This is a genomic window from Streptomyces sp. NPDC047028 (genome assembly GCF_040644095.1).
Lineage (GTDB): Bacteria > Actinomycetota > Actinomycetes > Streptomycetales > Streptomycetaceae > Streptomyces.
In genome coordinates this window covers 91,834-104,077 of sequence record NZ_JBEYVS010000017.1, presented here as the reverse complement: position 1 = coordinate 104,077, position 12,244 = coordinate 91,834, and the positions used below count along the sequence as shown (strand labels likewise).

The 12,244-nt window shown below is 71.6% G+C and carries 14 protein-coding genes and 1 tRNA gene; 3 read left to right on the top strand and 12 right to left on the bottom strand.

Going from position 1 to position 12,244, the window contains the following annotated elements:
• Positions 1 to 12: 12 nt before the first annotated feature.
• The 8 genes from ABZ854_RS17385 to ABZ854_RS17350 form a co-directional block, all read right to left on the bottom strand.
• Positions 13 to 951, bottom strand: a complete 939-nt coding sequence (locus ABZ854_RS17385; RefSeq protein ID WP_129308155.1) for an RNA polymerase sigma factor SigF — start codon at positions 949 to 951, stop codon at positions 13 to 15.
• Between the two features lie 304 nt (positions 952 to 1,255).
• Positions 1,256 to 2,203 (bottom strand): RNA polymerase sigma factor SigF, encoded by a 948-nt coding sequence (locus tag ABZ854_RS17380; protein WP_361211004.1) that lies wholly within the window; start codon positions 2,201 to 2,203, stop codon positions 1,256 to 1,258.
• 188 nt (positions 2,204 to 2,391) lie between these two features.
• Entirely contained in the window at positions 2,392 to 2,685 is a 294-nt protein-coding gene (locus ABZ854_RS17375) for a Dabb family protein (RefSeq protein WP_361211001.1), read from the bottom strand.
• Between the two features lie 10 nt (positions 2,686 to 2,695).
• Complete coding sequence (locus tag ABZ854_RS17370) at positions 2,696 to 2,875, bottom strand: hypothetical protein (RefSeq protein WP_129308157.1); 180 nt, start codon at positions 2,873 to 2,875, stop codon at positions 2,696 to 2,698.
• Positions 2,876 to 3,037: 162 nt separating this feature from the next.
• A tRNA-Ser gene (locus tag ABZ854_RS17365) sits at positions 3,038 to 3,122 on the bottom strand.
• Between the two features lie 66 nt (positions 3,123 to 3,188).
• On the bottom strand, positions 3,189 to 3,620 hold the full coding sequence (gene tadA, locus ABZ854_RS17360) for a tRNA adenosine(34) deaminase TadA (protein ID WP_361210998.1): 432 nt from the start codon (positions 3,618 to 3,620) through the stop codon (positions 3,189 to 3,191).
• 59 nt (positions 3,621 to 3,679) lie between these two features.
• The gene (locus tag ABZ854_RS17355) at positions 3,680 to 4,210 is read right to left on the bottom strand and encodes a hypothetical protein (protein ID WP_361211168.1); all 531 of its coding nucleotides are present in this window, start codon (positions 4,208 to 4,210) and stop codon (positions 3,680 to 3,682) included.
• Positions 4,211 to 4,553: 343 nt separating this feature from the next.
• Complete coding sequence (locus ABZ854_RS17350; protein WP_361210995.1) at positions 4,554 to 4,832, bottom strand: hypothetical protein; 279 nt, start codon at positions 4,830 to 4,832, stop codon at positions 4,554 to 4,556.
• A gap of 95 nt (positions 4,833 to 4,927) precedes the next feature.
• Here ABZ854_RS17350 and upp point away from each other — a divergent pair, with 95 nt between their 5' ends.
• Positions 4,928 to 5,563: a uracil phosphoribosyltransferase gene (gene upp / locus ABZ854_RS17345; RefSeq protein ID WP_361210993.1), complete on the top strand. Its 636-nt coding sequence runs from the start codon at positions 4,928 to 4,930 to the stop codon at positions 5,561 to 5,563.
• A 165-nt stretch (positions 5,564 to 5,728) separates the two neighbouring features.
• On the opposite strand, the gene ABZ854_RS17340 is transcribed toward upp, so the two are convergent.
• On the bottom strand, positions 5,729 to 6,358 hold the full coding sequence (locus tag ABZ854_RS17340) for a LytR C-terminal domain-containing protein (RefSeq protein ID WP_361211165.1): 630 nt from the start codon (positions 6,356 to 6,358) through the stop codon (positions 5,729 to 5,731).
• A gap of 157 nt (positions 6,359 to 6,515) precedes the next feature.
• The gene (locus ABZ854_RS17335) at positions 6,516 to 6,812 is read right to left on the bottom strand and encodes a type II toxin-antitoxin system VapB family antitoxin (RefSeq protein WP_003999914.1); all 297 of its coding nucleotides are present in this window, start codon (positions 6,810 to 6,812) and stop codon (positions 6,516 to 6,518) included.
• A gap of 254 nt (positions 6,813 to 7,066) precedes the next feature.
• Here ABZ854_RS17335 and ABZ854_RS17330 point away from each other — a divergent pair, with 254 nt between their 5' ends.
• Complete coding sequence (locus tag ABZ854_RS17330; RefSeq protein WP_361210990.1) at positions 7,067 to 8,614, top strand: helicase HerA-like domain-containing protein; 1,548 nt, start codon at positions 7,067 to 7,069, stop codon at positions 8,612 to 8,614.
• 81 nt (positions 8,615 to 8,695) lie between these two features.
• On the opposite strand, the gene ABZ854_RS17325 is transcribed toward ABZ854_RS17330, so the two are convergent.
• A complete protein-coding gene (locus ABZ854_RS17325) occupies positions 8,696 to 9,436 on the bottom strand; it encodes an HdeD family acid-resistance protein (protein ID WP_361210987.1) in 741 nt (246 codons plus the stop codon).
• A gap of 57 nt (positions 9,437 to 9,493) precedes the next feature.
• Positions 9,494 to 10,093 carry an HhH-GPD-type base excision DNA repair protein gene (locus tag ABZ854_RS17320; protein WP_361210984.1) on the bottom strand — a complete coding sequence of 200 codons (600 nt, stop codon included), beginning with the start codon at positions 10,091 to 10,093 and terminating at the stop codon, positions 9,494 to 9,496.
• 298 nt (positions 10,094 to 10,391) lie between these two features.
• On the opposite strand from ABZ854_RS17320, the gene ABZ854_RS17315 reads away from it, so the two are divergent.
• Complete coding sequence (locus tag ABZ854_RS17315; protein ID WP_361210981.1) at positions 10,392 to 12,233, top strand: copper resistance protein CopC; 1,842 nt, start codon at positions 10,392 to 10,394, stop codon at positions 12,231 to 12,233.
• The last annotated feature ends 11 nt before the right edge of the window (positions 12,234 to 12,244 follow it).

Below are 12,244 nucleotides of genomic sequence, written 5' to 3'. Positions count from 1 at the left end.
ACCCGAGAAACCTCAGTCGGAGATGAGTCCTTCCCGGAGCTGGGCCAGGGTGCGGGTCAGCAGGCGGGAGACGTGCATCTGGGAGATGCCGACCTCCTCGCCGATCTGCGACTGGGTCATGTTGGCGAAGAAGCGCAGCATGATGATCCGTCGCTCGCGGGGCGGGAGTTTGGCCAGCAGCGGCTTGAGGGACTCGCGGTACTCCACGCCCTCCAGCGCGCTGTCCTCGTAGCCGAGGCGGTCGGCGAGGGAGCCCTCTCCGCCGTCGTCCTCGGGGGCCGGGGAGTCCAGCGAGGAGGCGGTGTACGCGTTGCCGACCGCGAGGCCGTCGACCACGTCCTCCTCGGAGACGCCGAGGGCGCTCGCCAGTTCCGGGACGGTCGGGGAGCGGTCCAGCCTCTGGGACAGCTCGTCGCTGGCCTTCGTCAGGGCCAGGCGCAGCTCCTGGAGGCGCCGGGGCACCCGCACCGACCAGGAGGTGTCGCGGAAGAAGCGCTTGATCTCGCCGACGACGGTCGGCATCGCGAACGTCGGGAACTCCACGCCCCGTTCGCAGTCGAAGCGGTCGATCGCCTTGATCAGGCCGATGGTGCCGACCTGGACGATGTCCTCCATCGGCTCGTTGCGGGAGCGGAAGCGGGCCGCCGCGTACCGCACGAGGGGGAGGTTCAGCTCGATCAGGGTGTCCCGGACGTACGCACGCTCGGGACTGTCGTCGGCCAGTGCGGCGAGCCGCAGGAACAGGGAACGGGACAGGGTGCGGGTGTCGATGTCTCCCGAGGCCGGCGGCGCCGGCTCGGGGGCGGCGGCCGGGGCGGCCGGGGTCGGCACGGCTTCGAGGGCCGGTCCGCTCTGGAAGCTGTCGAGCACGTCGAGAGCGTCGAGCTCCTTGGGTGCTGCCTCGCTCTTCGTGGGCGTGAGCACCTTCGAGCTGCCCTGTTCTGCGGACATGCCACCCCCTTTGGGTCGCGGGACGGTCGCGGCGGCGTCGCTACCGAGCAACGCAGCCTTCACCTGAATACCGGAGCCGGAGCCTCGGCAAACGCGCTTCCGGCAGAATGTCACATGTCGGCAACACGCTGTAGTGACATGTCGACATGCGAGACGTGAATAGCCCCTGGAGAAAAGGGGTCTGACGGCCCGTCCGTCCATAACTGTCGGCAACGGCCCTGGTGAGCGATTCGCTCCCACCGGTGAGTGATCGCTCCTGTGACCGGTTACCCGTTCGGCGGTGTCAGCGGGGGCTGTTCCGGGTTCAGGCGTCGATCCGGTTGGCCGACCGCAGCCGCTGGAAGCTGCGCGCGAGCAGCCGGGAGACGTGCATCTGGGAAACGCCCAGTTCCGCGCTGATCTGGGACTGCGTCAGGTTGCTGTAGTAGCGCAGCAGCAGGATGCGCTGTTCGCGTTCGGGGAGCTGGACCAGGAGGTGGCGGACCAGGTCGCGGTGCTCCACGCCGTCCAGGGCGGGATCCTCGTAGCCGATGCGGTCCAGCAGGCCGGGCAGTCCGTCGCCCTCCTGTGCGGCCTCCAGGGAGGTGGCGTGGTACGACCGTCCCGCCTCGATGCAGGACAGCACCTCGTCCTCGCTGATGCGCAGCCGTTCGGCGATCTCGGCGGTGGACGGCGAGCGTCCGAAGGCCGTGGTCAGGTCCTCGGTCGCGCTGTTGACCTGCACCCACAGCTCGTGCAGCCGGCGCGGTACGTGGACCGTGCGGACGTTGTCCCGGAAGTACCGCTTGATCTCTCCGACGACGGTCGGCATCGCGAAGGTCGGGAACTGCACGCCCCGGTCCGGGTCGAACCGGTCGATGGCGTTGATCAGCCCGATGGTGCCGACCTGGACGACGTCCTCCATCGGCTCGTTGCGGGAGCGGAAGCGGGCCGCCGCGTAGCGCACGAGCGGGAGGTTGGCCTCGATGAGCGCCGCCCGCACCCGGGTGTGCTCCGGCGTGCCCGCCACGAGGTCCTTGAGCTGCCCGAAGAGCACCTGGGTGAGGGCGCGGGTGTCGGCACCGCGCCGCTTCTCGGGGGCGGGAGCGGGAGCGGGGGCAGGGGCGGTCGCGGGGCCGGGTGCGGAGGTGGTCGTTGGGCCGGATGAGGCGGCGGGATCGGGGGAAGCGGTGGGACCGGGGGTCGTCGGAGCGAGGGCGGGAGGAGCGGGCGCGGGCGCCTCGTCCTGGGGCGGCGCAGTACTGGCCGACACGGTCAACGCCACCTCTTCTTCGGTCAATCATCCGTCAAAAGCGGTCATAGCATCACAAGACATGTGCACTGTGTGCAAGCACCCCATAACACCGTGTTGAGGTCAACCGCCGCGAAGTTGGGGCCCGGAACGCACGAAAGCCCCCCGCCGTAACGGCGGAGGGCTCCCGGCGAAAAGAGTGGGCCGGCTCAGAACTCGTAGTCGGCGATCACCCACGTGGCGAACTCCCGCCACAGCGCGACGCCCGCCTGGTGCGCCGGGTGGTCCAGGTAGCGCTTGAGGGCGTCCGCGTCCTCGACGGCCGAGTTGATCGCGAAGTCGTACGCGATCGGCCGGTCGCTGACGTTCCAGCCGCACTCCCAGAAGCACAGCTCCTCGATCTGGCCGCCGAGCGCGCGGAACGCCTCGGCGCCCGCGACGACGCGCGGGTCGTCACGCTCGACGCCGTCGTTGAGCCGGAACAGGACCAGGTGGCGGATCATGGGCGGTTCCTCAGTTCTTCGCGCCGTCGGCGATCCAGGTCATGAAGTCACCTATCGCCTTGGCCGCGTCCGATATGCCTTGGAAGCCTATCTGCACGTAGTCGGCGGCCTTGGCCGGGTCCGTGATGATCACGTACAGCGCGAAGACCACGAGCACGTACACGGCGATCTTCTTGGCGTTCACCGCCACCGCGGCCTCCCTGTGCCTGTGCCTCGTGGGCGCCCTGTTGCCGGCGGCGAGTGTAACCGTCATGCCTGCATCAAGAGCCAACCGCCAGCGGCGGGAGGGCTTTTGCCCCGAAGGTCCCTCCACGCACGAAGGGCCCCGCCTGACGGCGGGGCCCTTCCAGAGCGGTAGCGGAGGGATTTGAACCCTCGGTGACTTGCGCCACACTCGCTTTCGAGGCGAGCTCCTTCGGCCGCTCGGACACGCTACCGAGGGAGACCCTACAGCACGGCGGGGCATGGTCTGAAATCGGTATTCGGGGGCCCGGAGGGCCGTGTCAGCGGTTCCGGAAGAAGTCGGTGAGGAGGGCGGCGCAGTCCGCCGCCAGGACGCCCTCGACGACCTCCGGCCGGTGGTTGAGGCGCCGGTCGCGCACCACGTCCCACAGGGAGCCGGCCGCTCCCGCCTTGTCGTCCCGGGCGCCGTAGACGACCCGGTCCACCCGGGACTGCACCAGCGCCCCCGCGCACATCGTGCAGGGCTCCAGGGTGACGACCAGCGTGCAGCCGGTCAGCCGCCACTCCCCGAGCCGCGCGGCGGCCCGGCGGAGCGCGAGGACCTCCGCGTGGGCCGTGGGGTCACCGGTGGCCTCGCGCTCGTTGTGCCCGGCCGCGAGCACCGTCGTACCGTCCGGGGACAGGACGACGGCGCCGACGGGGACGTCTCCGCCCCCGGCGGCCAGCCCGGCCTCCTCCAGTGCGAGCCGCATGGCGGACCGCCAGCGGTCGCGCACCGGATCGGGTGTCGTGCCGTGGGGGCGGGGCGCGGTCAGCGGACGGTCTCCAGCACCTCCGAGGCGCCCACGGCCTCGGCGATGGCGCCCAGCGCGTCGTCGGCGTCCAGGGTGCGCAGCTCCTTCTCGGAGACGCCCAGGTCGTCGAGGATCCGGCTGTCGCCGACCGGGCTGTGCGGCACGGCGTCGGCCGAGTCGCCGCCCTCCTCGTCGTCGTCCTCGGACTCGCCGTCTTCGGTGCCGTCGAGGTCCAGGGCGTCCAGGTCGGGGCCGTCGGAACCGGGCTCGCGGCCGAGGAGTTCGTCCGTGAGCAGCAGCTCCCCGTAAGCGCTGCGGGCGGCGGCAGCCGCGTCCGAGACGTAGATGCGAGGGTCCTCCTCGCCGTCCACGCGGACGACGCCGAACCAGGAGTCCTCCTGCTCGATCAGGACCAGCACCGTGTCCTCGTCGGGATTGGCTTCCCGCGCCAGGTCGGCCAGGTCCGACAGGGTCTCCACATCGTCCAGCTCTGTGTCGCTCGCTTCCCACCCGTCTTCGGTGCGCGCGAGCAGTGCGGCGAAGTACACCGTGACTCTCCCACTGGTCATAGGCGTGCCGGTTGGGGGTCCCCCCGGCGGAGGTCGTCGGGTGGGGAGAGCTTGGGGCCCGAGCCCCACCCACTCGGAATCGTGGCAGAAACAAGGCGTTCAGGGGATGTCTTCCGCTCCCTGTGTCTGGCTGTTTTGATCGTGGATCGCAAACGGGTCCCCAACGAATCCCAAGGGACCCACCAGCGCGCTCATCGCCGCCACCTGCGGATCGTACGCGGCTTCACGGGGTGTTCACGCACGTCACCTGCCGGAACACCGGTCCGGCGTGGATCTTCCTCACCGTCTTCTTGCCTTGGCGGCCTCTCTCACGTGGGCTTCGTCACCAGCGGAAGGTGCGCATGCGCATCGCGTGCCGCAGCCGGGCCGCCTTGGCGCGTCGCGGCTGGACGCGGTCGCGCAGCGCGCGGGCCTCGGCCAGGTCCCGCAGGAACCGGGCACGCCGGCGCCGGCGCTCGGCGTCCGTCTCGGGCGGCGCCGGCTCGTGCGCCGTCCGGTCGTACGACGGCTCGTGCGCCGTCCGGTCGTACGGCGTCGGGCCGGAGCGCCCCTTCTCGGCGCCTCCGGTGCGGCCCGTTTCGTGGTCAGGCAGGTCGGGCACGGTCTCACCACCCCAGTCCGTCCCTCCCACTTTCCCCCGGACGGGCGGTTTGACGCCAGGGCGAGGTGCCCGTGGACGCGGTTACTGTTATGGGCATGCGTCTCCACGTCGTCGACCACCCCCTGGTCGCCCACAAGCTCACCACGCTGCGCGACCGGCGCACGGACTCCCCGACCTTCCGCCGGCTCGCCGACGAACTGGTCACCCTGCTCGCCTACGAGGCCACGCGGGACGTGCGCACCGAAGCGGTGGACCTCGACACCCCGGTCGCCCGGACCACCGGCGTCAAGCTGGCCCGCCCCCGTCCGCTGGTCGTGCCGATCCTGCGGGCCGGGCTCGGCATGCTCGACGGCATGGTGCGGCTGCTGCCGACCGCCGAGGTGGGCTTCCTGGGCATGATCCGCAACGAGGAGACGCTGCAGGCGTCCACGTACGCCACGCGCATGCCGGAGGACCTCTCGGGCCGTCAGGTGTACGTCCTCGACCCGATGCTGGCCACGGGCGGCACGCTGGTCGCGGCCATCCGGGAGCTGATCCGGCGCGGCGCCGACGACGTCACCGCCGTCGTCCTGCTCGCCGCCCCCGAGGGCGTCGCCCTCATGGAACGCGAACTGGCCGGCACCCCGGTCACGGTCGTCACAGCGGCGGTCGACGACCACCTCAACGACCACGGCTACATCGTCCCGGGCCTCGGCGACGCGGGCGACCGCCTGTACGGCGCGGCGGAGTAACCGAACGGTTCGGAGTCCTTCCCCAGGGTGTTCTCCGGGTTTTTTCCAGAGCGGCGGTGCCGGAGGCGCGCCCCAAAAGGGGTGCGGGGCTGTGTCTGAACATGCGGCTCCGCCGCGTGGGCGCGACCAGCCACAGCCGGCCCGCGCCCGAACGACGGCCCTCGTTCAGCAACCCTTCTTCGGAGAAGCACTGGATGCAGGCGCGGCCAACTTCGCCAGCGCCTGATCGGCCGCCCCCCGCGGAGCGAGCCCCTTGAAGCCGTCCCCGATGACCAGATCGAGGCCGGCCCCCTTGCGCACGGCCTCGGTCCGCCGCTCGGCCCCCGCCACCTGCGTACCCAGCACCGGCAGCGACGTGTTGAGCGCGGACGAGGGCCCGAGCAGCAACCCGACACCCTTGACCTTCTTGTCGTACTGCTTCGGCGCGTTGGCCACGTCCCCGATCACGAAGCCGCGCTTCTTCAGCTCGTCCGCGGTGCTCTTGGCGAGGCCGCCGCGTGTCGTGGCGTTGTAGACGTTCACCGTGATCTGCCCCGGCTTGGGCGGCGCGGCCTGCCGCCGGCCGGCGGCCTTCACCTTCGAGGCGGACTGCGCCTTCTTGCGGCACGCCGCCGAGGACGCGGCCGCCGAAGCCTTGTCGCCGCCGGTGAAGACGTCGATGAGCTGCAGTGTGCCCCAGCCGACCAGGCCGAGCGCGGCCACGGACGCCACGAGGGCGAGCGCGAGCCTGCCGCGCCGCCGGGGAGGGCGCATCCGGGGGTATTTGTCCCCTGTGATCCGGTACTTGCCGCCCATGCCGGGGGGAGTCAGCATGCTCATGAACGCAGCGTAGTGCGCCCGAGCGGCGATGCCTATTAGATGATCAGTGCAGGCCGCTCAGCGGAACCCGAAAGGGTCAACAACCCTGGTCCGCCGGTGACAGGTGTCCACCGGTGTCAGTGGTCCGCCGCTGTCAGTCCAGCTCGAGTACGCGGGCGTGCAGGACCTGGCGCTGCTGGAGGGCGGCGCGGACGGCGCGGTGCAGGCCGTCCTCCAGGTACAGGTCGCCCTGCCACTTCACGACGTGCGCGAAGAGGTCGCCGTAGAACGTGGAGTCCTCGGCCAGCAGGGTCTCCAGGTCGAGCTGACCCTTGGTCGTCACGAGCTGATCGAGGCGGACCGGGCGCGGCGCGACGTCCGCCCACTGCCGGGTGCTTTCCCGGCCGTGGTCGGGGTACGGCCGGCCGTTTCCGATGCGCTTGAAGATCACACGGAAAGCCTACCGGTCAAGACGTTCCGGGCGCAGCCATGGCGCCGCAGTGCGACGCTGAAAAAGCCGTGGCACAACAGGTCATACCGGCGACTATCGGATGAGCATGCGGATGGCCGTGGAGCAGCCGGGCGGCAGCCGTGGAGCAGCCGTGGGGCAGCCGTGGGGCAGCCGCCGGGTGGCCACGGCCCGACCACCGGCCGGGCCGTCCGGTGACCTGGTGACTCTAGGGAACAAGGGAACAGGGGCCGTAGATGAGTGACAGCGAGACGCTCCCCGCCGAGGCCCGGGAGATCGCCTCCGGGTACGCCTTCACCGGGGCCGCCCTGGACCTGGGCGCCCTCCTGTGGGACGGGAGCTGCCACGCCGGTGCCCCGGTCCGCATCCCCCTGCCCGTGCTCAACCGCCACGGCCTGGTCGCGGGCGCCACCGGCACCGGCAAGACCAAGACCCTCCAGCTGATCTCCGAGCAGTTGTCGGCGCAGGGCGTCCCGGTGTTCCTCGCGGACGTCAAGGGCGACCTGTCCGGCATCGCGCGGCCCGGGCAGGCGAACGACAAGGTGTCGGGGCGGGCGGCCGAGGTCGGCCAGCAGTGGACCCCGGCCGGCTTCCCCGCCGAGTTCTACGCCCTCGGCGGCATCGGCCACGGCATCCCCGTACGGGCCACGATCACCAGCTTCGGCCCGGTGCTGCTCTCCAAGGTGCTCCAGCTGAACCAGACCCAGGAGCAGTCCCTCGGCCTGATCTTCCACTACGCCGACACCAAGGGCCTGGAGCTGATCGACCTCAAGGACCTCAGGGCGGTCGTCGCCTTCCTCACCTCCGACGAGGGCAAGGCGGAACTGAAGAACATCGGCGGCCTGTCCACCGTCACGGCCGGGGTGATCCTGCGCTCCCTGACCGCCTTCGAGGCGCAGGGCATGTCCGACTTCTTCGGGGAACCGGAGTTCGACACGGCGGAGCTGCTGCGCACCTCGGAGGACGGGCGGGGCATCGTCTCCGTGCTCGAACTCCCCGCCGTGCAGGACAGACCGCAGCTGTTCTCGACGTTCCTGATGTGGCTGCTCGCCGACCTCTTCCACGACCTGCCCGAGGTGGGTGACGCCGACAAGCCCAAGCTGGTGTTCTTCTTCGACGAGGCGCACCTGCTGTTCAACGACGCCTCCAAGGCGTTCCTGGACTCCATCACGCAGACCGTGCGGCTGATTCGCTCGAAAGGGGTCGGCGTCTTCTTCGTCACCCAGACCCCGAAGGACGTACCGTCCGACGTGCTCGGCCAGCTCGGCAACCGCGTCCAGCACGCGCTGCGCGCCTTCACGCCGGACGACCAGAAGGCGCTGAAGGCCACCGTGAAGACCTTTCCGAACTCCCCCTACGACCTCGAAGAGCTGCTCACCGGGCTGGGTACCGGTGAGGCGGTGGTGACCGTGCTCAGCGAGAAGGGGGCGCCGACGCCGGTCGCGGCGACCCGGCTGCGGGCGCCGGAGTCCCGGATGGGGCCGGTGGAGGGGGCTGAGCTGGACCGGTCGGTGCAGGGGTCGCCGCTCTACGGACGTTATGCACAGGCTGTGGATCGTGAGTCGGCGTATGAGAAGTTGACGGCTGCTGCGGCTGCCTCCGAGGCTCCTGCGAGCGGTGGTGTTGGCAGGGCCGAGCGGCCCGCGAAGGCGAAGGACGAGGAGTCCCTCGTCGAACAGGTTGTGAGCAGTGGGATGTTCAAGTCGCTGGCGCGGTCGGTGGGGACGCAGATCGGGCGGGAGATCACTCGGTCGTTGTTCGGGACGGCTCGGCGGCGACGGTAGTCGCGCCCCCGCCGCCCCTTCCCTTCCCGTCCCTGGGGGCTTCGCCCCCAGACCCCCTTTTTGCGCAGTTCCCCGCGCCCCTTACAGGTGGGCCTCCTGCTGTTTGGTGGCCCGGCCTCGGACTCGGAACGCCGTGATGATCTCCACGATGCCCACGGCGATCAGCCACCAGCCGCCGAGGAGGGTCAGTACGGCGACGGAGCGGAACGGGGAGTCGATGAGGACGATCCCGGCGATGAACGTGACGACGCCGAGGAAGGCGTGCCAGCCACGGGCGGGCATCCGGGAGTCGGAGGCGGCGGCCAGGGTCTGGGTGATTCCGCGGATCAGCCAGCCGATGCCGATCCACAGGCCCAGCAGCAGGATCGACTGCATGGGACCCCGGAAGCAGAACAGGCCCAGCAGGATCGACAGGGCGCCGCTGACGAAGGCCAGGACGCGCAGTGAGGTCCTCCTGTGGGTGCCGAAGGCGGCGACCAGCTGGAAGATGCCGCTGACCACCAGGTAGACACCGAACAGCACGCCGACGGCGAGCAGGGTGGCCTGGGGCCAGATCAGCACCAGGATGCCCAGGATCAGGGAGGCGCCGCCGGTGAGGAGGATGACCTGCCAGGCGGCCTCGGACAGTGCGCCCAGGGGCCCTTCGAAGGGTGGCTCGGGTTCCGTCGGGGGCTCCTGCCGGGGGCCGGTGGCGCCCGTTGGCTCCTTGGTGCGGACCCTGCGGTCGTCGGTGAAGGTGTCGTCGCGGCTGCCCGTGGCATGGACCTTGCGGTCGTCGAACTCCCGCCCCCACGGGGAGCCGCTGCTCGATGGCTCGCTCATACTCCATGGTGAGTACGGCCGTGTCGCTCCCGCCACCGGAGGGAACGGCCCCCACTCTCATCCCTGCTGCTTGCCCGCCTTCGCGGCCTTCGCGGCCGCCTTCATCTCCTGCTTGTGCGCGCGGACCTTGGCCAGTGACTCGGGGCCGGTGATGTCGGCGACGGAGCGGAAGGACTTCGCCTCCCCGTACGCCCCGGCCGCCTCCCGCCACCCCTGCGGCCGTACCCCCAGCTGCTTGCCGAGGAGGGCGAGGAAGATCTGCGCCTTCTGCTTCCCGAACCCGGGCAGTTCCTCCAGCCGGCGCAGCAGCTCCGTGCCGCTGCCGGCCCCGCGCCAGACGCCCTCCGCGTCACCGTCGTAGTGCTCGACGAGGTACTGGCACAGCTGCTGGATCCGCTTGGCCATCGATCCCGGGTACCGGTGCACGGCGGGCTTCTCGGCGAGCAGCGCGGCGAAGGCCTCCGGCTCGTGTCCGGCGATCTCGTGCGCGTCCAGGTCGTCGGCGCCCAGCCGCCGGGCGATGGTCGCGGGTCCCTTGAACGCCCACTCCATCGGCACCTGCTGGTCCAGCAGCATCCCGACCAGCGCGGCCAGCGGACTGCGCCCGAGCAGGGCGTCGGCGTCGGGGTCCTGGGCGAGGTGCAGAGTCACATCCATGGCTCGATGATCGCGCGTGCGGCCGGCGCCCGCCCGCCGGGAGCGGCCGGCACCCCGAACTCCATTGAGCGCGACGGCCGATCGCTCCGTACGTACTACGAGGAGACGTGCGCCGGGACAGGGAGGGCCGACGTGGGTGGGGCCGGTGAGTGAGGCGGGGCGGGCGGCGGGTGAGGTCGGTGGGGCTGGTGAGGTGTACGGGGCTCGGTCGCGAGGGTTCGCGCCGCGGGCCTGGCGGCCTGGGTTGCGGATCGGCCGAGACGCCGGGAGGCCGGGGCTGCGGACTCGGCGATCCCGGATGTCCCGGCCCTCCTGGCGGCCCCAGCCGTCCCGGCTGCCCCAACCGTTCCGGCGGGCGCTCCGTGCGCTCGTGCCGGTCGTCGGGGTGCTGCTGTTCCTCCTCGGTACGGCGGTCCCCGCGTCGGCCCATGCGGCCCTGCGCGGTACCGATCCCGCCGACGGCACCCTCCTCAAGGCGGTCCCCCGTCAACTGACCCTGACCTACACGGAGTCGGTCGGTCTCCTGGACGACTCGTTCCGGCTGTACGACCCCCACAACCGCCGCGTCCGCACGGGCCGGCCCGGCCACGCCCCCGACCACCCCGACACCGTCCGCGTCCCGCTCACCGCCGCGAAGCTGGGCAAGGGCACCTACACGCTGGCCTGGCGGGTGGTGTCCGCCGACAGCCATCCGGTGTCCGGCGCGCTCACCTTCTCGGTCGGCACGCGCACGGCCACGACGCCGATCGCGGACCGGGATACGGCAGCGAACGGCGCCACCACGGGCCTCTACAACATCGCCCGCTATCTGGCCTACCTGTCCGTGGCACTGCTGCTGGGCACGGCGGCGTTCGTCGCGTACTGCCGGCCGCCGCGCACGGACCGCCTCCGTCGGCCGGTGCGCGTGGCCTGGTGGACCCTGGTGGCCACCACCGCGGCCCTGTTCCTCCTCCGGGCGCCCTACGAGGAGGGCGCCTCCCCGCTGACGGGTCTGACCGGCTCCGCCCTCGCCCGTACGGCGACGACCCGGCCCGGCGAACTCCTCCTCGCCCGGCTGGCCCTGCTGGCGCTGGCCGCCGGCCTCCACGCCCGGGCCGGCAGCGGTCGCCGCCGCCCGGCGCTCCTCCGACCCGTCCTGCCGGCCGCCGGCCTGGCACTCTCCGTGGCCCTGTCCCTGACCTGGTCGGCGGCCGAACACGCCTCCGCCGGCATCCAGGTGCCCGTCGCGATCACCTCCGCCACCCTCCACGTCCTGGCCATGTCGGCCTGGCTGGGCGGTCTGACGGCCCTGCTCGTCACGCTCGCCCACACCCCGCCGCCATCGGTCGTCACCCGCTTCTCCCGGCTGGCCTCCGCCTCGGTGACGGTCCTGGTGGTGACCGGCGCCTACCAGTCCTGGCGGGGCCTGGGCTCCTGGCAGGCGCTCACGGACACGACGTACGGCCGCACCCTGCTGGCGAAACTCGCGGCGGTGACCCTGCTGCTGACGGCGGCTGCCTGGTCCCGCCGCTGGACGGCCACCCTGGCGACAACCGCACGCCGCGCCCCGGCGCCCACGCGCGTCCCCGAGCCGGCCGGCGGCCCCCCGCTTCCCCCTCCCGAGGATGACGCGAGTTCGGGCCCGGCACCCGCGCCCGCCCTCCACGAGCGCCTCCGCCGCTCCGTCCTCGCCGAAGTGGCCGTCGGAGTCGTCGTTCTGGTGCTCACGACGCTGCTGACGACCACCGTGCCCGGCCGGGCGGCGGCCGAGGCGGTCTCCTCGCCGGGGACGGCGGCGGCCGCCGGTGTCGGCATTCCGACCGCCCTGGTCACGACCATCCCCTTCGACGCCGGCAGCACCGGCGGCCGCGGCACGCTGCAGATCACCCTCGACCCCGGCCGCGTCGGCACCGGCTCCGTCCAGGTCATCGTCTACGGCGCCGACGGCGGCCTGGCCGCAATCCCCGGACTCCGCCTCACCTTCACGCTCGCCGCCCGGGACATCGGCCCCCTGGACACCAGGATCACCGACCGGGGCGGCTACTGGGCCGCCGACTCGTTCACCCTCCCCCTCGCGGGCGAGTGGACCGTGAACGCGACGGTGCGGGTGTCGGAGCTGGACCAGGTGACGGTGCACAAGGTGGTGCGCGTGGCGCGGTAGCGGGGTCACGG